The sequence below is a fragment of the Sporosarcina sp. FSL K6-1540 genome (genome assembly GCF_038620285.1).
GTDB lineage: Bacteria > Bacillota > Bacilli > Bacillales_A > Planococcaceae > Sporosarcina > Sporosarcina psychrophila.
The window spans coordinates 93817-114479 of the sequence record NZ_CP152018.1; the positions used below are offsets into that span (position 1 = coordinate 93817).

General features: G+C 43.3%; 21 protein-coding genes. 6 read left to right on the forward strand and 15 right to left on the reverse strand.

All coding sequences use genetic code 11. The features are described from left to right. Window positions 1–22: 22 nt before the first annotated feature. Together MKY15_RS00435 and MKY15_RS00440 are read left to right on the forward strand one after the other, a co-directional pair. The gene (locus MKY15_RS00435) at window positions 23–301 is read left to right on the forward strand and encodes an alpha/beta-type small acid-soluble spore protein (RefSeq protein WP_342538714.1); all 279 of its coding nucleotides are present in this window, start codon (window positions 23–25) and stop codon (window positions 299–301) included. A 31-nt stretch (window positions 302–332) separates the two neighbouring features. Beyond that, window positions 333–542, forward strand: coding sequence for a hypothetical protein (locus MKY15_RS00440; protein ID WP_342538715.1), 210 nt, complete (start codon window positions 333–335; stop codon window positions 540–542). A 172-nt stretch (window positions 543–714) separates the two neighbouring features. On the opposite strand, the gene MKY15_RS00445 is transcribed toward MKY15_RS00440, so the two are convergent. Both MKY15_RS00445 and MKY15_RS00450 read right to left on the reverse strand, forming a co-directional pair. Then, window positions 715–966 carry a DUF3886 domain-containing protein gene (locus tag MKY15_RS00445; protein WP_067211039.1) on the reverse strand — a complete coding sequence of 84 codons (252 nt, stop codon included), beginning with the start codon at window positions 964–966 and terminating at the stop codon, window positions 715–717. Between the two features lie 22 nt (window positions 967–988). Next, on the reverse strand, window positions 989–2170 hold the full coding sequence (locus tag MKY15_RS00450; protein WP_340740375.1) for an acetyl-CoA C-acetyltransferase: 1182 nt from the start codon (window positions 2168–2170) through the stop codon (window positions 989–991). 76 nt (window positions 2171–2246) lie between these two features. Here MKY15_RS00450 and MKY15_RS00455 point away from each other — a divergent pair, with 76 nt between their 5' ends. Then, window positions 2247–3149 (forward strand): hydroxymethylglutaryl-CoA lyase, encoded by a 903-nt coding sequence (locus MKY15_RS00455; protein ID WP_187045351.1) that lies wholly within the window; start codon window positions 2247–2249, stop codon window positions 3147–3149. Between the two features lie 15 nt (window positions 3150–3164). Then, complete coding sequence (locus tag MKY15_RS00460) at window positions 3165–4091, forward strand: alpha/beta hydrolase (protein ID WP_067211046.1); 927 nt, start codon at window positions 3165–3167, stop codon at window positions 4089–4091. Window positions 4092–5002: 911 nt separating this feature from the next. Here the strand turns inward: MKY15_RS00460 and MKY15_RS00465 are convergent. The 6 genes from MKY15_RS00465 to MKY15_RS00490 form a co-directional block, all read right to left on the reverse strand. Further along, a complete protein-coding gene (locus tag MKY15_RS00465) occupies window positions 5003–5245 on the reverse strand; it encodes a YneF family protein (RefSeq protein ID WP_067211048.1) in 243 nt (80 codons plus the stop codon). A gap of 206 nt (window positions 5246–5451) precedes the next feature. Continuing rightward, window positions 5452–5901 (reverse strand): sporulation inhibitor of replication protein SirA, encoded by a 450-nt coding sequence (gene sirA / locus MKY15_RS00470; protein WP_067211050.1) that lies wholly within the window; start codon window positions 5899–5901, stop codon window positions 5452–5454. Between the two features lie 180 nt (window positions 5902–6081). Next, complete coding sequence (gene tkt / locus MKY15_RS00475) at window positions 6082–8088, reverse strand: transketolase (RefSeq protein ID WP_067211052.1); 2007 nt, start codon at window positions 8086–8088, stop codon at window positions 6082–6084. 74 nt (window positions 8089–8162) lie between these two features. Continuing rightward, window positions 8163–8396: a DUF896 domain-containing protein gene (locus tag MKY15_RS00480; RefSeq protein ID WP_067211055.1), complete on the reverse strand. Its 234-nt coding sequence runs from the start codon at window positions 8394–8396 to the stop codon at window positions 8163–8165. A 64-nt stretch (window positions 8397–8460) separates the two neighbouring features. Next, window positions 8461–9123: a recombinase family protein gene (locus MKY15_RS00485; protein WP_067211058.1), complete on the reverse strand. Its 663-nt coding sequence runs from the start codon at window positions 9121–9123 to the stop codon at window positions 8461–8463. Next, complete coding sequence (locus MKY15_RS00490; RefSeq protein ID WP_067211060.1) at window positions 9120–9428, reverse strand: LysM peptidoglycan-binding domain-containing protein; 309 nt, start codon at window positions 9426–9428, stop codon at window positions 9120–9122. The genes MKY15_RS00485 and MKY15_RS00490 overlap by 4 nt, the downstream gene beginning before the upstream one ends. A 205-nt stretch (window positions 9429–9633) precedes the next feature. On the opposite strand from MKY15_RS00490, the gene lexA reads away from it, so the two are divergent. After that, complete coding sequence (lexA, locus tag MKY15_RS00495) at window positions 9634–10254, forward strand: transcriptional repressor LexA (protein ID WP_067211062.1); 621 nt, start codon at window positions 9634–9636, stop codon at window positions 10252–10254. 230 nt (window positions 10255–10484) lie between these two features. Here the strand turns inward: lexA and MKY15_RS00500 are convergent, their stop codons facing one another. Further along, window positions 10485–11747, reverse strand: coding sequence for a methionine gamma-lyase family protein (locus tag MKY15_RS00500; protein ID WP_340740377.1), 1263 nt, complete (start codon window positions 11745–11747; stop codon window positions 10485–10487). A 145-nt stretch (window positions 11748–11892) separates the two neighbouring features. Between MKY15_RS00500 and MKY15_RS00505 the strand changes: the two genes are divergently transcribed. Continuing rightward, window positions 11893–12492 (forward strand): trimeric intracellular cation channel family protein, encoded by a 600-nt coding sequence (locus MKY15_RS00505; protein WP_067211066.1) that lies wholly within the window; start codon window positions 11893–11895, stop codon window positions 12490–12492. A 474-nt stretch (window positions 12493–12966) separates the two neighbouring features. Here the strand turns inward: MKY15_RS00505 and hfq are convergent, their stop codons facing one another. The 6 genes from hfq to cotE form a co-directional block, all read right to left on the reverse strand. Next, a complete protein-coding gene (gene hfq, locus MKY15_RS00510; protein WP_067211068.1) occupies window positions 12967–13194 on the reverse strand; it encodes an RNA chaperone Hfq in 228 nt (75 codons plus the stop codon). Between the two features lie 45 nt (window positions 13195–13239). After that, window positions 13240–14187, reverse strand: a complete 948-nt coding sequence (gene miaA / locus MKY15_RS00515; RefSeq protein WP_342539809.1) for a tRNA (adenosine(37)-N6)-dimethylallyltransferase MiaA — start codon at window positions 14185–14187, stop codon at window positions 13240–13242. Beyond that, window positions 14171–15097 carry an alpha/beta hydrolase gene (locus MKY15_RS00520; protein ID WP_338655910.1) on the reverse strand — a complete coding sequence of 309 codons (927 nt, stop codon included), beginning with the start codon at window positions 15095–15097 and terminating at the stop codon, window positions 14171–14173. Before MKY15_RS00520 ends, miaA begins: the two co-directional genes overlap by 17 nt. Window positions 15098–15331: 234 nt before the next feature. Then, the gene (mutL, locus tag MKY15_RS00525) at window positions 15332–17155 is read right to left on the reverse strand and encodes a DNA mismatch repair endonuclease MutL (RefSeq protein WP_338656809.1); all 1824 of its coding nucleotides are present in this window, start codon (window positions 17153–17155) and stop codon (window positions 15332–15334) included. Window positions 17156–17160: 5 nt separating this feature from the next. Beyond that, window positions 17161–19728: a DNA mismatch repair protein MutS gene (gene mutS, locus MKY15_RS00530; RefSeq protein WP_342538717.1), complete on the reverse strand. Its 2568-nt coding sequence runs from the start codon at window positions 19726–19728 to the stop codon at window positions 17161–17163. A 365-nt stretch (window positions 19729–20093) separates the two neighbouring features. Then, complete coding sequence (cotE, locus tag MKY15_RS00535; protein ID WP_231885693.1) at window positions 20094–20660, reverse strand: outer spore coat protein CotE; 567 nt, start codon at window positions 20658–20660, stop codon at window positions 20094–20096. Window positions 20661–20663 lie beyond the last annotated feature (3 nt).

The following is a 20663-nucleotide window of genomic DNA, read 5'->3' on the forward strand; positions in this document are numbered from 1 at the left end:
ACAGCTTACTGGAGGAGATAAAATGGCTAGCAATAATAGAATTTTGGTACCTGGTGCACGACAAGCGTTAGATCAGCTGAAAGCGGACGTCATGCAAGCCCAAGGCTACGACGTGGATAAATCTGCACCCAATAACGTGAAATTCGAAATTGCGGAGGAACTCGGCATTCCACTATCGAAGGGCTATAACGGAAAACTAACGTCGGAACAGGCGGGGAAAATCGGCGGCTCGATTGGTGGCAATATGGTGAAAGAAATGGTGAGAATGGCGCAAGAGCAAATGGCAAAGAAAAGAATCTAACGCTTGTCCCGTAACCCAAGGGGCAGTGTTTTTGTTTGTTGGACGGTTTACTGCGTTTGTTGGAGAGTTCGATGTAATGGTTGGAAACTCTACTGCGTTTGTTGGACACTTCAGCTTAATGGTTGGAAACCACCACGTTCGTTGGACACTCCGGCGTACTGGTTGGAAATCACCGCGTTTGTTCGACATTTCGACGGAATGGTTGGACACTCTACCGCGTTCGTTGGACTCTTCAACATAATGGTTGGACACTCTACCACGTTCGTTGAACACTTCAGCTTAATGGTTGGAAACCACCGCGTTTGTTGGATAGTTCAGCTAAATGGTTGGGCACTCTACCGCTCTCGTTGCATAGTTCGGGAACAAGGACACCCCAAAAAAAGCACCAGCCGAATTGCAGCCGGTGCTACCAATTAAAACTTCGATCCAGTATCTCCGAACTCTTGAAGCAGTTCTCCAAAACTTTTATTTTTCTCACGTTCTTTGCGTTCAAGGCGAATTTGCTCTTGGCGTTCCTCTTCTTTCGTCTCTTCAGCAGCTGACAATGCCTTTTTTGCCGCTTTCAATTTTTCAAGAATATCATCATCAAGTGCATCGGAAAATACCGATCCTTCATTGTCTCTTTTTTTCGGCTGAGGTGCAGTTTGTTTACGTTTTTTCGCCATTCATATCACCTACTCTCGTTCATTATCGTGTAACGATTGTTGCGACTCCCTGTCCCCCACCTATGCATAGCGTGGCAAGTCCGGATTTCACATCACGACGTTTCATCTCATGGAGAAGTGTAACTAGGATGCGTGCCCCACTAGCCCCGATTGGATGACCAAGTGCGATTGCACCGCCATTAACATTCAGTTTTGATGCGTCAAATTCAAGTTCTTTTCCGACCGCGATTGACTGTGCTGCAAATGCTTCGTTCGCTTCTATCAAATCAATTTCGGATAGTTGCATATTGGCTTTAGTGAGTGCTTTTTTAACGGCTTCCACAGGACCCAGACCCATAACTGAAGGATCGACGCCCGCATTACCATTCGCTACGATTGTTGCTAGTGGCGTCAAGCCAAGCTCGTCTGCTTTTTCTTTCGACATAATAACGAATGCTGCTGCACCGTCGTTAATACCTGAAGCATTTCCGGCTGTTACACTGCCATCTTTTTTGAATGCCGGTCGCAGTTTACTGAGCTTGTCTGCAGTTGTTCCGGCTTTGACGTATTCGTCTTGATCGAAAAGGATAGGATCGCCTTTTCGCTGCGGGATTTCAATCGCAACGATTTCTTCTGCGAAAGTTCCGGCTTCAATTGCTGCCGCCGCTTTTTGTTGTGATGCTGCCGAAAATGTATCTTGCTCTTCACGGGTAATTGAATATCGATCACAAAGATTTTCTGCTGTGATGCCCATATGATAATCATTGAATGCACACCAAAGTCCATCTGAAATCATACTGTCGATAATTTTTTGGTCCCCCATTTTAAAGCCTTCTCGGCCATTTTTCATTATGTATGGGGCTTGGCTCATGTTTTCCATACCGCCTGCGACAATAATATCCGCATCTCCTGCAATAATTGCTTGACGTGCAAGATGCACAGCTTTCAATCCAGAGCCACAAACTTTATTAATTGTCAGAGCAGGAACGGTTTCAGGTAGTCCCGCTTTCATTGCCGCTTGTCGCGCCGGATTTTGACCTAATCCAGCCTGTAGGACATTCCCCATGATTACTTCGTCAACGCTCTCTGGTGCCACCCCTGCACGTTTCAATGCCTCTTTAATAACTGTCGCCCCAAGATCTGTTGCCGGTATATCTTTCAATGAACCAAGGAACGATCCGATAGCAGAACGAACCGCACTGATGATTACGACTTCTTTCGACATTTCTTTTCCCCCATTCCCTTATTTAAGTTGCCTGTATATGCATCCCTTCATTACAATATACTAGAGGAGGGATGATATGTTCATTTTACCAAACAACGTCACAATAATCGAGGTTGGTCCACGCGATGGGCTTCAAAACGAAAAGAAACATGTCAATGAAAATGATAAGCTAGCATTTATTGAGGCTTTACAAGGGGCAGGCATTCAAGAAATGGAGCTAACTTCGTTTGTATCACCGAAATGGGTGCCGCAAATGGCGGATGCAAAAACGATTGTAGAAAAGTCAAAAAAGGTCGGCAGGCAATTCGTCCTTGCACCGAATGACAAAGGTGCTGAGCTTGCAATTGAAGCTGGTGCGACCAGTATTGCCGTGTTCGTTGGGGTGAGCAATACATTTAACAAAAAAAACATTAACCGAACAACCGCTGAAAGCATCGATGCGCTTCAGCCCGTCTTTGCGAAATTAAAAATAAATGACGTTTTTATACGGGCTTGTATTTCAACTGCGTTTTATTGTCCGTATGAAGGGAAGATAGAGATAGAGGATGTCGTCGCACTTTGTAAACGATTTGTCGCCATGGGTGCGAACGAACTTAGTGTCGCGGATACGATTGGGAAGGCGAATCCCCGTGAAAGTTATGAGTTGTTCAAGACATTGAAAGAGGAATTTCCAGACGTACTGTTGACAGCTCATTTCCACGATACACGCAAAATGGCGATAGCAAATATTTTTGCTGCGCTACAAGCAGGTATCAACCGTTTTGATACGTCTGCAGGCGGCTTGGGTGGCTGTCCATTCGCACCTGGTGCAACAGGCAATGTTGCGACTGAAGATGTTGTCAACATGCTCGATACGCTCGGCATCGAAACCGGTGTCGATGTAAAAAAAGTTTGTCAAGCAGTCCAAGTGATTGCGCCGCATGTGTCACGGCCAATTGACACAGGAATGTACAGATTGTTTGAGAACGATCAACTGTAAAGGGAGTTGAGTGGGTTGAAACGGCGCGTTCTTTATATAACCGGTGTGATCTCTAGCATTGTTACAGCGTTACTGAGCATTTTCGGATTTCTCGCAACGAATAGACTGATGTTTTTGAAGTTGAAGGATTCCAACTTTATTTTAGAACGTGAAATTATTTCGAAACGGTTCGATGAACATTGGTATGAAACAGTGCGCAAAGACAATATGTGGATTGAGTCACCAAACGGTTATTTATTGAAAGCGGTCTTTCTGAAACCACTTGAAACGGCAAGAACGGTAATCATTTGTCACGGCGTAACGGAAAATAAAATCAATTCGATGAAATATGCCCGTCTTTTTGAACGTCTTGGATTTAATTCTGTCATTTATGATCATCGACGACATGGTGATTCAGGAGGAAGGACGACAAGTTTTGGATATTATGAAAAGATTGATTTACAGGTAATTGTCCGTGCGGTACGGGAACGAATTGGAAAGCGGGCATTGCTCGGCATCCACGGTGAATCAATGGGTGCTGCAACGACGATATTATATGCGGGAACCTTTAAGGATGAAGCAAATTTTCATATCGTCGATTGTCCGTTTTCTGATTTCTCCGAGCAGATTCTTCATATTTTACGGACAAATACGCCTATACGATCATCAATGGCTCTACGTGTTGCCAACGTCTTTCTTAAAATGCGCGATGGCTACACCCTGAACCTTGTCTCTCCGCGAGAAGTCGTCAGAAACATTACTAAACCGGTTCTGTTCATCCACAGTTTGGAAGACGATTTCATCCTTCCCTATATGACAGAGGAATTGTACGAAGCAAAGCAAGGCGACAAAATGTTGAAACTTTTTAAAAAAGGTGCCCACGCCAAATCGTTCAATGATAATCCTGTGCAATACGAAAAAACAGTACAGGAATTTCTAGGACGGTTTAAATTTAGAGATTGAAGAAATAAACAAGTTATGAACCATTGAACTGTACCCCGAATTTCGGACACTTTGAAAAAAGACCCGAAATTCGGGGTTTTTGTTTAACTTTTTTTGCGTGACCAAACGTAAATACCTTGCTACCGATCATAAATGCCCCGCTATCAATCATATCCTATGCGAAGCGATCATTAACTATCCACAGCCAATCATATCTTATGCCAACCGAGCATTAACGGCACACGACCGATCATATCCCACGCCGACCGAGCATTAACGACACACGACCAACATATACCACGCCAACCGAGCATTAACTACTCACGACCGATCATATACCATACCAACCGAGCATTAACGACACACCACCGATCATATCCCACACAAACCAAGCATTAACTACTCACGACCAATCATATCCCACGCCAACCAAGCATTAACTACTCACGACCAATCATATCCCACGCCGACCGAGCATTAACAACACACGACCAACATATACCACGCCAACCGAGCATTAACTACTCACGACCGATCATATACCATACCAACCGAGCATTAACGACACACGACCGATCATATACCATACCAACCGAGCATTAACGACACAAGACCAATCATATCCCACGCTGACCGAGCATAAACTTCACACGACCAATCATATACCACGCCTACCGAGCATAAACTTCACACGACTGATCATACACCCGAGCGTTTACTTATCCTCAGTAGGAAATCAATATATTCCTAGACAACAAAAAACCATCTTTCCTGCCAAGCGTTCAACAGAAAAAATGGCTTATTAAGTGATCGGTAGAAAGTTTAAGTAATCCGAGTAAATTTCAGGTGAAAGATTAACCTATGTATAAAAATTTGCAGGCTTTCCTTTTCACTAATCCTTTACAACCCAATTAATAACGGGTATTACGTAATTACTTTTTAACCTTTTTATCTTTTTTGTCACTTACTTTGTTCATTTGGTTCATCATTTGATTGATTTTTTTCTGTGAGGGTTTTTGTCCCATTTGCATCATCATCATACGTAACATGTCTTCATTAATCGGTGGGTTATCTTTCAAATATTTCATCATATATTGACGTGCAATGAAAAATCCGAGGGCCACACCTGCTAATAGCGCGACGATGATCAAAACGATCCACCATACTGTAGTCATCCGCTATACCTCCTCTACTTCAGTTATTCGATTTTACTCTACCATGATGGATTATACAACATTGCACTAGTGAATAGCAATGGACCACAATTAAATATTCTAATCATCGCATAATAGCATTTCTTACTTCACACTATTTAAACAGACAAAATAGACCCTATTTTTGAGATTTGGGTCCTTTTTGTCCCTATCCTATAAATATCATGTCAAAGATATGCGGCTTCTTCATATGAACGAAAATCAGTCGTTTTGACCGGTTTCAGCCATCCCCATTCCCCGTGCCCATCCATAACAGCGAAGAAGCGATCTGCCGCCCCAGATAAGGCAACAAACAAATCTAAATCGAGCATGCGGGATCCGTCGCAAAAGACATTAAGCGAATACGATGATAACGAAATAAGAATGGATCCTTTGACGGGATGCGTCAGTTTGTATTCCCCATTTCGGGATTCAATCGACGTAAATCCTTCGCCAAGGTTTGCAATGATAGCCTCATCAATCATTTTCTCTTCAAGCCTGTCACATAAGTAATGGACTTCAGGCATACAATCATTATTCTGCTCATCTTCTTTTAATAGGTCATACAACAGCCGTTCACGTCCAATGACGAATGGCTGGTACATTTCTTTCACTTTATAAATTCCGTATGATCGCAATATCGCCACCCCCTAGAGTTAATCCTACATGGTTTGATATAAAAAGGTTGTCATATTGCGGAATAGAACTGCACTATTATTGTCGGAAAAGATGGATAACTAAAAATTCTGTCAAGTAGTCTTGAAAAACAGTCCCGATTGCCAGAGTTTCTTCGGCGATCGGGACTGTTTGATTTATTTTTAGTTGTTGATTAACATTTTCACAGTTGCAAGAACATTGTCCTCTGTGAAACCAAATTCTTTGATGACAGTATCTCCAGGTGCACTTGCTCCGAAAGTATCAATCGCAATGATCGCGCCTTCGTCACCAACATATTTATGCCACCCTAATGAAACACCCATTTCGATACCAAGACGTTTTTTTACGTCTTTCGGCAATACGCTTTGTTTGTATGCATCGTCTTGTTTCTCAAACAGGTCCCACGAAGGCATTGAAACAACAGTAACATCGATTCCTTCAGCTAATAGTTTCGCCTGTGAAGATACCGCTAAGCTAACTTCAGAACCGGTTGCAATTAAAATTGCGTCCGCTTGTTTTTTGCTTGCAGGGGATACGATGTAAGCTCCTTTTTTGACGCCTTCCATCGCAAGTTCAGCTGACTTCGGAAGGACAGTCAAGTTTTGACGAGACAATACTAGTGCAGTTGGCGAGTTCTTCGACGACACTGCAATATTCCAAGCAGCTGCAGTTTCGTTAGCGTCAGCCGGACGAATAACTGACAATCCAGGCATCGCACGAAGCGCAGCAAGTTGTTCAACTGGTTCATGTGTAGGACCGTCTTCACCAACAGCTACGCTGTCGTGTGTGAATACGTATGTGACAGGTATACCCATCAGAGATGAAAGTCGGATAGCGGGACGTACGTAGTCACTGAACACGAAGAACGTCCCACCGAATACATGTAATCCGCCGTGCAAAGTCATTCCGTTTAACGCTGTTCCCATTGCAAACTCACGAACACCGAACCAAATATTACGGCCGGAATAATCGGTAGCAAGGAAATCTCCTGCTCCCTTAATTGTCGTCTTGTTAGAACCTGCAAGGTCCGCACTTCCACCAAAGAACGAAGGAAGCTGTTTAGCAATCGCATTGATAGCGTCACCAGATGCAGAACGTGTCGCGTGGGATGAACCCGCTTCATACGTCGGCAAAGATTTTTCGAAGCCTTCAGGTAGTTTACGCTCGATTGCATCTTTCAATTGCTTCGCAAGGTCCGCATGTGTCGTTTCGTATTTTTCAAAAAGTTCGTTCCATTCCTGTTCTTTTTGCACGCCCAATTTCTCGGCAGATTCTTGGAATGTTTCATAGACGCCTTCAGGTACATGGAAATCTTCTTCGAACGTCCATTTATAATATTCTTTTGTCAATTTCATTTCATCTTCACCAAGTGGCATACCATGCGCATCTGATTTTCCAGATCTGTTTGGTGATCCGTATCCGATGACCGTTTTAACTTCGATCATTGTCGGACCTCCGACATTGCCTTTAGCTTCTTCGATAGCTGATGAAACGTGGCCAATGTCGTTACCGTCTTCAACACGGATGTAATTCCAACCATATGATTCAAAGCGCTTACGAATATTTTCAGAGAAAGACATGTCAAGCTCGCCGTCTAGTGAAATATCATTGCTATCATATAGGACAATCAGTTTATTTAACTGCAAGTGACCTGCAAGTGAAATTGCTTCAGCAGCAACGCCTTCCATGAGATCGCCATCACCGCATAGAGCATATGTGTAGTGGTCGACAACGTCAAAACTTGGTTGATTGTACGTTGCAGCAAGGTGTTGTTCTGCCATTGCCATTCCGACTGCCATACCAATACCTTGTCCAAGTGGGCCAGTTGTTGCTTCGACACCGACTGTATGACCGTATTCGGGATGTCCCGGTGTTTTAGAGTTCCATTGTCTGAAGTTCTTGATTTCATCCATCGGAAGTCCATAACCACCAAGATGAAGAAGACTGTATAAAAGCATTGAGCCGTGTCCTGCCGAGAGAACGAAACGGTCACGGTTAAACCACTGTGGATTTGAAGGGTTGTGATGCATATGCTTCGTCCAAAGCGTATAGGCCATTGGAGCAGCCCCCATTGGTAAACCTGGGTGTCCAGAATTCGCTTTTTCGATTGCGTCAATAGAGAGCGTACGGATTGTGTTAATGGCTAGCTGATCAATTTGTTTAGTCATTGTGTACATCCTTCCCGTCATATGTAATTATCTACATATCTTAGTTTAGACAATTCGTGCAGTTAATGCAAAGCTCAGTTTAGATATTTTCCGCCACGGGCGTCTTTCACCTTATCAGGTGTCACATCATTGCCTTCAGTATCAAGAACTTTGACATTCTCAATTGTATTGCGCATTGATGAACGAAATGTCTCTAGATATTCTTTTCGCAGTTGTGTCTGTTCTTTGGCTTCTTCGACCGACAGACCTGCCGTCTTCGATTTTTTTGATAGTTCATTAATTCGTTTCATTTTATCAGCTGATAGCATATTATTTCCTCCATTATAGTTTATGACTACAAACGTATACAAAAAGAGCAGAAAGTGCAATAAATCAGCCTTCCTGCTCCACCTCATATTCTTTATACCTGCGATGCACGGTCGCTTTACTAATATCATGCCCCAGTCCTTTCAAGACACCAGTAATTTCTTCATAGGTTAGTCCTTTGTCCCTCAATGAAACGATTTCAGCTATCGGCACTTCAATCCGTTCACGACCGTCCACGTTACCCCTATTTTTCAAGTTACGCTCGGGTCGATAGCCCTCCCTTACTGCGCGTTTCATGCCCCTTTTAATTTTGGCGTTATGTAGTTTGCGCTGGTACTCTTCGACGATAGCTAAAATCTCAAGTAACATTGTATCCATTTCATTTAGTGCTATAGGTCCGCTATCATTATGTGAATAAATCGCCGTGTCCGTTTTTGCCAATAGATGTAAAACTGCCATCCTTGCATTTCCACGTCCAAGTCTTGTTTCGTCTTGGATTAGGATTGCATCGACTTCCTCGTCACGGATGTAATCCAGCAGACTTAGAAGCCCCTCACGGTCAATGTCAAAACCGCTATGCTTATCCATAAATGTCGCGACATGTTCGAGACCGAGTTCAGTTGCCAAGTCCACAAGCTCCTCTTCTTGCCTCACCAGTGACATTTCCTGCGTTTCTTTCTCAGTGCTCACCCGGCAATAGATGACACATCTTTTATAGTGCCCTGTCATCGATTAACACCCGCCAGTTGTGTATTGTTTTCCCCCACAGTCCGTACAGCAGGCAAAAGTAGATCCTCGCCTCTTTTTATTGTAGCAGATGATAGGTCATTCAATTTTATCACTTCTTTGATCCATTTATCTGTAGACATATTATCCGAGTGAAGATAAGCGAGACCCCAAAGCGTATCCCCTTCAGTAATTGTTATTTTCGTGACCATTTGTTCCTTCTCGTATTTACTTACACCTATAATTGCAAAAACCATACATAAAACGATAATAAGTACAACATAGCTATTTCTTTTAATAAAAGTCATCATTACTCCCCCCTTACGAATACTTGTTCGGAATGCTTGTTCTCATTATAGAAAAGGAAAATGAGTTTGTCAACACTTATTCGAACCTGTGTTTGCCATTTATACAAGAGACTGATATAATGAATCTATCGAAAAGACTAGATTGTCGGGAATTTATTTTACGACTTTCGGAAATTAGCAGAATATAAGGTGAGAGGTGAATAGGATGCAAAAAATTTCAAAAAGGCAGGAAGATATTTTGTCTTTCATTAAATCTGAAGTGAAGAAAAAAGGTTATCCACCATCCGTGAGAGAAATTGGCGAGGCTGTCGGTTTGGCATCAAGTTCGACTGTTCACGGGCATTTAGCGCGATTGGAAAGCAAAGGTTTCATTAGAAGAGACCCGACAAAACCGAGAGCAATTGAAGTACTCGATCCAGAAGGCTTAGAAACGTTGAAACCCGGCGTTCTTCACGTACCTCTTGTCGGTAAAGTTACGGCTGGTCTTCCAATTACAGCTATTGAAAATATAGAAGAGTACTTCCCACTACCTGAATCTTTTGGTACATCGGAAGACAATCTGTTCATGCTTGAAATAGTTGGTAACAGTATGATTGAGGCCGGAATTTTGAATGGCGACTATGTTGTCGTTAAACAACAACAGACAGCAAATAACGGCGAGATTGTCGTGGCAATGACCGAATACGATGAAGCTACAGTGAAACGTTTCTTTAAAGAAAAAGATTATTTCCGTCTGCAACCTGAGAATGCTTCAATGGATCCAATCATCCTTGATAACGTATCAATTCTAGGTAAGGTAGTTGGCGTTTATCGTATGATTCATTAATTCTAAGTATGCAAAAGGGCTGTTTCCTTCGATTGAAGGAAACAGCCCTTTTTATTTGTAGCGTTGACGTGACAGTTTTCGGCTTTGCCGTGACAGTTCACCGTCTTGCCCTCACAGTTTTCCGCTTTGCCCTCACAGTTTCGCTGATTGCCATGACAGTTCGGCGTTGCCATTACAGTTTTCCGCATTGCCCTCACAGTTCCACTGATTGCCGTGTCAGTTCGTTTAATTTAATTCCCGATTAAGTTTTCCTTAACTAGTTTACCGATTGAAGATAGCACGGCTACTTTTACATGCTCGTACGTCAAGCCACCTTGGACATACGCCGTATAGGGCGGTCTGATGGGGCCGTCTGCCGTCAGTTCGATGCTGGAGCCTTGGATGAATGTCCCTGCCGCCATGATGACATCGTCGGTGTAGCCGGGCATATACGACGGCTCAGGGGCGTAGTGCGCATTGATAGGCGAGTTTTCTTGAATTGACCGACAGAACGCAATCATTTGATCGGCATTTTCAAAGGATACCGACTGAATTAGATCGGTTCTTTTTTCTGTGTAATGCGGCGATGTGTTGAGTCCGAAACTTTCTAGAAGTGCTGCGGTGAAAAGCGCTCCTTTTACGGCTTGACTGACAACATGTGGCGCTAGGAAAAATCCTTGGTACATTTCCCGCAGCGTATCCAGCGATGCCCCGGCTTCTGCCCCTAGACCTGGTGAAGTCATCCGGTATGCACACTTTTCAACGAGGTCTGCACGCCCAGCGATATAACCACCCGTTCTTGCGAGACCTCCACCCGGATTTTTGATCAGTGAACCTGCCATTAAGTCAACACCGACTTGAATCGGCTCTTGTTCCTCGACAAATTCGCCATAACAGTTGTCGACAAACACAACGAGGTCAGGATTGATGGCCTTCACTTTACGAACCATTTCACCAATTTCATCCACCATGAAAGATGGACGGTCTGAATAGCCTTTTGACCGCTGGATACCAATCATTTTCGTCTTACTGTGAATGTTTTTAGCGACTTCTTCAAAATCGACTGTACCATCTTCATTCAAATCGATATGTTTATAGGTGATGCCATAATCATGCAGTGAACCCGTGTCTTTCCCTTTTCCAGAAACAATGGAGTCCAATGTATCATAAGGTTTCCCTGTAATATAAAGGAGCTCATCACCTGGTCGCAGGATTCCGAAAAGACTGATTGAAATAGCATGTGTTCCAGATATAATTTGATTGCGTACTAGGCAATCTTCTGCTCCAAAAACGTCAGCGTATACTTGTTCTAATACATCTCGGCCCGCGTCATCATAGCCGTAACCTGTTGAACCAGTCAGGTGAAAATCGCTCACCGTATTTTTACGGAACGCAGCGAGTACTTTCCGTTGATTGTAAAAGGCAGTTTTTTCGATACCTTTGAAAAATGGTGCAAGTTTCTCTTCGATCGCTTCCGCATTCTCAAATAAAAGGTCGTCTTGTTCTGTAAACATAATTGGTATTCCTCATTTCATTAAATAGTCACTTCATTATCTTATCAGTCTGTCCGTAGAGGTCAACGTTTACAAGGTTTTCGTCATTGATTATTAATTGTTATCTGTTAGAATTCTTAAGGGTATATTGAATGGAGGAAATGAAGTGGCTTGGGATGTTTTTAGTTTTATCGGTACGGCAGCATTCGCTATCTCGGGCGCAATTGTTGCGATGGAAGAGGAATATGATATTTTTGGCGTTTATATATTGGGTATGGTCACTGCTTTTGGCGGTGGTGCAGTTCGTAATGTTTTAATAGGTGTGCCTGTCTCTGTATTATGGGATCAGCAATTCTTATTTTTTGTAGCAAGTATTTTGATAACCATTATTTTCTTTTTTTCTAGGTATCTTCTTTCCCATTGGAATAGATGGGGTAATTACTTTGATGCAATCGGATTGGCTGCATTCGCCATTCAAGGCGCCATGCTTGCCATATCACTGAACATGTCAATTTATGCAGTTATGGTTGCAGCAGTTCTAACGGGAGCAGGTGGTGGTGTCATCCGTGACTTGCTCGCAGGAAGGAAGCCACTCGTCTTCAAACGGGACATCTACGCAGTGTGGGCTGCACTCGCCGGTCTTATAGTCGGCCTCGGGCTATTCAAGAGTGATCTGGCACTTTATGCGTTACTTGTGATGACAGCCGGTCTACGTATTTTCTCGCTTGTTTTCCAATGGAAATTGCCAAATGGAAAAATTCATTAAAACCAAAAGCGGAACGGGGATTTTACTCCCTGTTCCGCTTTTGGTTACGTCTAGACTTCAGCGCCTAGAGGCTCGGTCATAAGTCGGTCCAACTATGCGGCAAAGAACGCCGCTTCGTCGGCACGTCTTATGTCTGCCATCTCTGAACAGGCGCTTCCGCTTTTGGTTACGTCTAGACTCCAGCGCCTAGAGGCTCGGTCATAAGTCGGTCCAACTATGCGGCAAAGAACGCCGCTTCGTCGGCACGTCTTATGTCTGCCGCGGGCCCACAGGATGTGGGTCATGCAGCTGTTGCCACAGGAAGTGGCGCACTTAAGCTACATTCATTTGTTACAGGCGCTTCCGCTTTTGGTTATGTCTAGACTTCAGCGCCTAGAGGCTCGGTCATAAGTCGGTCCAACTATGCGGCAAAGAACGCCGCTTCGTCGGCACGTCTTATGTCTGCCGCCTCTGACCAGGCGCTTTCGCTTTTGGTTATTCCGTTTCGTCTTTTAAAATTACCGGTTTCGTTGGGACATATGTGGAGATCGCATGTTTATAAATTAGTTGTTGCTTGCCGTCCGACTCAAGCAAGACGGTATAATTGTCATACGATTTAATAAGTCCTTTCAATTGAAATCCATTCAGTAAGAATACCGTTACAAATGTATTATTCTTTCGTAACGAGTTTAAAAACGTTTCTTGCATGTTAACCTGTTTCATACGCCGAATCCTCCAGTTGTCATAGCTATATTTCTAGTGCTCCACTTACTTTATTCGACCCGGATTATCGAAACCCTTCAAGATTGCCAAAATTCTATTTACAATTTCAGTAGTTCCCAATTCTGCATCGACCCAGCTGATGGCCAGTTTGTTGCGGAAATAGGTCATTTGCCGTTTTGCGTAGTTACGCGTATTTTTTTTAATTAATTCAACAGCGTCGTCTAGTAACAACTTCTCTTCGATATATTGATGAAGTTCTTTATAGCCAATCGCTTGTACAGATTGTACGCCACGAATTTCTTCATCCCATAATCGATTAGCCTCCTCTAGAAGACCTTTCTCCATCATTATGTCGACACGGAGACCAATCCGTTCATAGAGCACATCGCGGTCCATTTCAAGACCAACAATGAGATGGTCATAAAGAGATGCGTGTCCTGCGTCGTCTTCATGGTCTTCCTTTGTTTTACCTGTAACTTCAATGATTTCAAGCGCTCGAACAAGCCGGCGATGATTATTCGGGTGAATTTTTTCAGCACTCACCGGGTCAAGCTCAACCAGTTTTCCATACAGATATGCGGCCCCTTTTTCAGCAAGTTCCTGCTCCAAGCGTTTCCTTACTTCTAGATCCGCCGCTTCTTCTGTAAAACGGAAATCGAACAGTACGGATTGAATGTATAATCCGGTACCCCCTACGATGATTGGAGTTTTTCCACGGCCCTGTATATCTTTTATCCACTTTCGTACATCCGTTTGGTACTCTGCAACAGAAAAAGGTTCATTCGGTTCTTTTACATCGAATAAATGATGCGGGATGCCATTCATCTCTTCTACTGTGATTTTGGCTGTCCCGATATCAAGCCCTTTGTATACTTGCATCGCATCACCATTAATGACTTCCCCGCCAATTATTTTGGCAAGTTCAATACTTAACGACGTCTTTCCAGATGCTGTTGGTCCGACGATTGCGATTACTTCAGGATATTTGCTCATTTTTTTCAATCCAGTCATAAACGGTTTTGAATACGTGTTGACGGTTCTTTTCATGGAGCATTTCATGCCTGCCACCTTCAAACAAAAGTACCGTAACATCTTCTAGGCCCGCCTTATTGTATTGCTTTGCTACACTCCAAACCCCTTTTCCACTGTCACCTACCGGATCTTCACTCCCTGAAAAGAGGATAATAGGAAGTTTTTTAGGGATTTTATTTATTTCATCTATGTCATGGATTTCTCCAAGTCCTTTGAATAAATCCGCAAAAAAACGGGTGGTTGGGACTACTCCACAAGCGGGGTCAATCAGATACTTCTCAACTGCTTCAGTATCGGTGGAAAGCCAGTCAAATGGCGTTTTCGGTTGATGAACCGACTTATTGAAACCACCAAAAACGAGTTTGTTTAGGAAATTATCTGGCTGATCAAAACCGTTTTTCTTGCCGTGCAGATAAGCAACTGCCTGCCCTGCGAAGCGGCTTGCACCAGGGTCTCCGCCTGTCCCTGAAAATATTGCCAGATCAACTTCACTGCCATGGAGTTGGACATATCTCCGTGCGACGAACGATCCCATACTATGACCGAACAGAACGAAACGCGGGGATGGATACTGCTCCCGAAGTTTCGAAATGACTTCGAAAGCATCTTGAACAACGTGGTCAAAGCCGTCCTCATCGGCAAAATGCCCTTTCGTTCCGTTCATTTTAGCCGTCTTGCCATGTCCCCGGTGGTCGTGACCAGATACGATATATCCTTTCTCCACGAGATAGTATGCAAATTCTACATATCTGCCAATATGTTCGGACATGCCGTGAAGAAGATGGATATGTCCAACCGGATTACCTTCTGGTTTCATCACGATGGCATGAATTAAAAAACCATCTGACATTTCAAGTGTCGCTTCTCTCATTGGAATGCACCGTCCTTCGCTTTTGTCTCAATAAATATGAACATTTTGATAGGGAATATCTCGTTCCAGTCACGTTTCCGCAACATTTAATACGGCGAATCACCTCTGTAGAGCGGTAAGAGGTCTCTGTCGCTAAGTTCCGAATCCTTGGCTAGCGACTCAAACAATCCACGTGTACACGCATTCAGCACGATTAAACAAGGAGTACGAATATATACTTCCTCAATCTGCTGCCTACATCACTCGTTTGAACATTTTTTCCAGTTCATACGTCGTGAAATGGATAAGCACTGGCCTGCCATGTGGACAAGTAAATGGATTGTCGACTGCAGATAGATCATTCAACAGCCTTTCCATATCTGCTAGTGTCAAATGGTGATTTGCTTTGATGGAGCGTTTACAACTCATCATAATGGCTGCTTCTTCACGCAATTTACCGATATCAATTTTTCGTGTAGTCAACACTTGCTCAATAATATCTTCGATGATAACCGTCTCTTCTCCTGTTGGAAACCAAGATGGATATTCTTTTACCGCATAGGAAGAAGGTCCAAACTCCTCTAGGAAGATACCGACTTCCTGCAACATACTCATGTTTTCCTCAATTTTCGTTTTCTCGTCTGCTGAGTAATGGAACATAAGAGGAATTAGTAACATTTGACGTTCTTCATTATCCGTCTCACTCAATTTATCCCTAAAAAACTCATACTTTATTCGTTCTTGGGCTGCATGCTGGTCAATCATGAAGAAACCGTCTTCATTTTGCGCAACAATATAGGTACCATGAACCTGCCCTACTGGCGCTAGAGCCGGGAATTTTTTATCTACTTCTTGTTGTTCAACTTCTTCTAGGGCAATCTGCGGTTCATTGACCATCCAAGGCGTTTGTTCAACGGGATCATTTTCAGGAAGATCATAAGAATCGTACGTTGGTTTTTCTAGTGGTTGCATTGACGGCACTGACGGTGCTGCCACTGTTGTTGGCCTTTCTGTTCGGAATTGATTCCACATATTTACTTGTTCAGATTGATTTTTCTTGGCAGGTTCTTTTTTTATAGCGTCAGGAACGATTGTGTTTTTCCGAATAGCCTTCTGAATAGATTCTTTAATGAGCGCCAGTAACTCACCCTCTTTACTCATGCGGATATGTTGTTTGGAAGGATGCACATTGACGTCTGTCAAATAGGGATCCCCTTCAACGTTGATAACCGAGATTGGAGAGCGTCCTATCGGCAAATACGTATGGAATGCATCTAGAATTGCATGATTGATCGCATTGCTCTTCACCCATCTGCCATTGACGATTAACGTCATATAGTTTCTTGACGCACGTGTCATTTCGGGCAATGTTACATGACCCGAAACTTTGTAATCCGCATTCTCGCCCGCGAAGCTCACCATTTTACGGGCGACAGCTATACCGTAGATATCTGAAAGCACACGGCGTTGATCTCCGCTTCCCGCTGTCTGCAATAGTACTTGACTGTAATGCGAGAGTTTAAACGCAATTGTAGGATGGCTTAGTGCAAGTCGATTGACGAGATCGATTGTATGGCCCAGTTCTGTTTGAATTGTTTTCATATATTTTAGGCGTGCAGGCGTATTGAAAAACAATTGAGAAACAGTAATGTCCGTTCCTTTGCGGAATGCCGCATTATCATGTTTGACAAGTCGACCTCCGTCAATTTGGACTTCTGTGCCTTCTGTTTCTCCGTCAGAAGTCCACATAATTATCTTGGACACGGATGCAATACTCGCAAGTGCTTCTCCCCGGAACCCAAGCGTACGAATTCGGAATAAATCATGGTCATTTGATATCTTACTTGTTGCATGCCGCTCAAACGCTTGAACAGCATCTTTTTTAGACATGCCATTGCCGTTATCTGTTACACGAATTGTCAGTAGACCGGCTTCCTCAAGTCCAATTTCAATCACAGTACTTTCTGCATCAATCGCATTTTCAACGAGCTCTTTCACGATGGAAGCAGGACGTTCGACGACTTCGCCCGCAGCGATTTTATTGGACAGCGTATCGTCCATCACTTTGATGATGTCTATCGGTCTCACCCTTTCTTAGGTCTGAGCTTTTCTTTCAATTCATGGATGTATTGCAGTGCCTGGAACGGTGTCATATTAAGTAGATCAGCATCGTTCAGATTAGTCAGCACATCTTGCTCTTCTGCCGACAAGGTAACCTGCTCATCGTGTTGAATATCAAAAAAGTTCAATTGCGTTGGTTCATCTTCATGAACCGTTCGTTTTTCCACATTTTCAAATGTAGTGAGTAATGTTTTTGCTCGGTTGAGAAGCGATTCGGGTAGACCTGCAAGATCCGCAACGTAAATTCCGTAACTTTTATCAGCCGGCCCCGCCATCACTTTATGGAGAAAGACGACTTTTCCATCCTGTTCCATTGCAGCGACATGAACATTTTCAAGTCGAGATAGTTCATTATCCAAATTGGTCAGCTCATGATAATGGGTAGAAAACAGTGTATTCGCTCCAATTTCATTGTGAATATGTTCCATCATCGCCTGCGCTAATGCCATACCATCATATGTTGAAGTACCGCGTCCGATTTCATCAAAAAGGAGAAGACTTTGTGCAGTTGCATTTGCGATTGCGAATTGAGATTCCATCATTTCCATCATAAACGTACTTTGTCCTGAAGCTAGGTCATCCGCTGCACCAATTCTTGTGAATATTTGATCGGTAACAGGAAGTGACGCCTGATCGCAAGGTACGTAGCAGCCAATCTGCGCCATCACGACAATGAGCGCTACTTGCCGCATGTATGTACTTTTACCGGACATATTTGGTCCCGTGATAAGCAACATATTCGCTTCATCAGTCAATTTGCAGTTATTAGGAACATAAAGAGAATGGTCAATCATCTTTTCAACGACCGGATGACGCCCGTTCTTGATTTCCAATGCTTTTCCATCGTGAAATACTGGTTTTACGTAGTTACGCTTTTCCGAAACCGCTGCGAATGAAAGAAGGACATCCAGTTCGCTTAAGACACTTGCAAGATGCTGAATATGCCTAATATGTGTTTTCATGGAATCCCGAACCTTACTGAATAACTGATACTCTAGCTCTAGTCCTCCCGCTTCCGCATTGAGGATAAGATCTTCCTTCTCTTTTAGCTCAGGAGTTATGTAACGTTCAGCATTCGCAAGCGTCTGCTTTCTTTCATATCGTTCCAAATCGGCAAGGTGGATATTGGATTTCGTAATCTCTATATAATAGCCGAATATTCTGTTGTATCCTATTTTTAACGATTTAATGCCTGTCCGCTCGCGTTCCTCGCGTTCAAGTTCTGCAAGCCACGCCTTACCATTTTTTGAAGCATCACGGTATTGGTCGAGTTTTTCATCGTAGCCATCCTTGATGATGCCGCCTTCTTTAACGGATAGTGGCGGATTTTCAGCAATTGCTAGTTCAAGAATGTGTAGCGCTTCTTCGCAACCGTCAATTCGTTCGGAAAACTGATTCAGTAACGGTCTTTCTGATTCATGAAGTGCTTTTTTGATGTTTGGGACACGACGGAGTGAGTTACGAAGTTGTGCAAGATCCCTCCCACTCGCGCTTCCCATCGAAATTCGCCCAGCGAGTCTCTCTAAATCGTATACTTCTTTTAGGCTTGTCTTCAATTCATCCCGCAGAAAAAACTCTTCAATAAGTTCAGTTACTGCATCCAGTCGATTTTCAATTGCTCTTTTCTTAGCTAGTGGCTGATGAATCCACATTTTTAATTTACGGGCGCCCATCGCTGTAACAGTCTCGTCAAGCAACCAGTAAAGCGTGCCATCCTTGCTACCATTGCGAATTGATTGGATGAGTTCCAGATTACGCATTGAATTGGCATCAATGGATAGTTTCGTTTGTTTCTGGATAAATTCGAATGGACGTATATGATCGAGTGCCGTTTTCTGTGTGCGCCTAACATAAGATACGAGCATGCTACACGCTTCCTTGACCTCGTTTGGAATTGCACCAAAAAGATTCTCCATCTCGAACTGTTCCTCGCCATACTCGATGGACAATACAATACTGCGTTTCGCCATGCTATCACTGAGAGCGAGATGCAGTCCTTCATCGACAACGACTTCTTTCATACCCAGTGCCTCAATTTCGGCAATCAGCGTCCGCTCGTCGCCTTCCACAGACTCCACTTTACCTTCACCAGTTGCTAGGTCAAGATATGCGAGTGCATACTTATTGCCATCAATAATGTCAGCCGATCCGATGAAATGATTCGTGTTCGCATCAATTGTTTTTCCTTCTGTCATCGTACCAGGGGTAATGATTTTAACGACTTCTCTTTTGACGATGCCTTTCGCTTCTTTTGGATCTTCCGTCTGCTCACAAATAGCCACTTTATGCCCTTTACGAACAAGCGTTTCTATATAACCTGCAGCCGCATGATAGGGTACACCGCACATCGGAATCCGATCTCGACTCCCAGAATCCCGACTGGTTAATGTAATTTCAAGAATTTGAGATGCTTCTTCCGCATCCGTGAAAAACAGTTCATAGAAATCGCCTAATCTAAAAAACAGAAAGGCATCTTTATGTTCCGATTTCACTTTTAAATATTGTTGGATCATTGGTGTGTGTGTTGTCATTTTTTAACCTCGCTACAAATTCTATTTTTTATTATTATAACAAACTTGGGCAACGAAGAGCCCAAGTTCTGCGTGATTTTTACGGTCTTCAAAAATCTAAGCAAATACCGGACAACGAAGAGTCCGGTATTTGTGTAATTGCAACTTCGTTAATTCAAATTGCAACATTTCGTTTCTAACTGCAACTCCACCGTTCTAATTGCAACTTTACGATTCTAACCGCAACTTCACCGCTCTAATGGCAACTTTGCAATTCTAATCTCAACTACACATTTATCATCATAAACTTCGGCTATGAAGGGTGCGTACCTGCACACCCACGAAATCCATCAAAAAGAAAAAAAGCCGGTAGTGTTTGCCGGCTCTCAAAATGACGATGATTCTCTACCTTGTTTCTGACTATGCCCTTGGTCACTGCCCCGCACTTGCGCTTGCTCATGTCCTGGACTGTGGTCATGATCATGTGATGATGATTCATCACGGAATGACCATTCCTCTTCAAAACTTTGTGGATGGACCGTAATACAGACTTTTGTTTCGCCAACAACTTCTGCCATCAATTCTCGTTCGATCGTAATGCAGAACTTCTCACCACATTCCGAAATAACCGCTTCTGTACAGTTCGGATGCTGGATAACATCAACGATGACTTCTTCATGCCCAGATGTCGGTTCGTCTCGATAATGCAAACGAATCCGGTCCTTGTAAGGAATTGACTCCGTAAACACAGATGTCTTTGAATGTTCTTGATGGGAATACCAAACATTGACGTCGAACTTACCGGTAACTTCGATGAATTTACCGACCTTTTTCGCCTGATGTGTATGGTTGATGACCCAACATCCGAGTATACTCGTCGGACTATTTGGCGGCTTCAGTGTCACAGTCGTCTCAGTCCGCTTCTTCCCCTTGGCAATAACCGTCTTCGTCACGAT

Excerpts from the sequence above, each read along its gene's own strand:
- MKY15_RS00435 (WP_342538714.1), top strand. The coding sequence starts at position 23 with ATGGCTAGCAATAATAGAATTTTGGTACCTGGTGCACGACAAGCGTTA.
- MKY15_RS00445 (WP_067211039.1), bottom strand. The coding sequence starts at position 966 with ATGGCGAAAAAACGTAAACAAACTGCACCTCAGCCGAAAAAAAGAGAC.
- MKY15_RS00450 (WP_340740375.1), bottom strand. The coding sequence starts at position 2,170 with ATGTCGAAAGAAGTCGTAATCATCAGTGCGGTTCGTTCTGCTATCGGA.
- MKY15_RS00455 (WP_187045351.1), top strand. The coding sequence starts at position 2,247 with ATGTTCATTTTACCAAACAACGTCACAATAATCGAGGTTGGTCCACGC.
- MKY15_RS00465 (WP_067211048.1), bottom strand. The coding sequence starts at position 5,245 with ATGACTACAGTATGGTGGATCGTTTTGATCATCGTCGCGCTATTAGCA.
- tkt (WP_067211052.1), bottom strand. The coding sequence starts at position 8,088 with ATGACTAAACAAATTGATCAGCTAGCCATTAACACAATCCGTACGCTC.
- MKY15_RS00480 (WP_067211055.1), bottom strand. The coding sequence starts at position 8,396 with ATGCTATCAGCTGATAAAATGAAACGAATTAATGAACTATCAAAAAAA.
- MKY15_RS00485 (WP_067211058.1), bottom strand. The coding sequence starts at position 9,123 with ATGACAGGGCACTATAAAAGATGTGTCATCTATTGCCGGGTGAGCACT.
- MKY15_RS00490 (WP_067211060.1), bottom strand. The coding sequence starts at position 9,428 with ATGACTTTTATTAAAAGAAATAGCTATGTTGTACTTATTATCGTTTTA.
- lexA (WP_067211062.1), top strand. The coding sequence starts at position 9,634 with ATGCAAAAAATTTCAAAAAGGCAGGAAGATATTTTGTCTTTCATTAAA.
- MKY15_RS00500 (WP_340740377.1), bottom strand. The coding sequence starts at position 11,747 with ATGTTTACAGAACAAGACGACCTTTTATTTGAGAATGCGGAAGCGATC.
- hfq (WP_067211068.1), bottom strand. The coding sequence starts at position 13,194 with ATGAAACAGGTTAACATGCAAGAAACGTTTTTAAACTCGTTACGAAAG.
- miaA (WP_342539809.1), bottom strand. The coding sequence starts at position 14,187 with ATGAGCAAATATCCTGAAGTAATCGCAATCGTCGGACCAACAGCATCT.
- MKY15_RS00520 (WP_338655910.1), bottom strand. The coding sequence starts at position 15,097 with ATGAGAGAAGCGACACTTGAAATGTCAGATGGTTTTTTAATTCATGCC.
- mutS (WP_342538717.1), bottom strand. The coding sequence starts at position 19,728 with ATGACAACACACACACCAATGATCCAACAATATTTAAAAGTGAAATCG.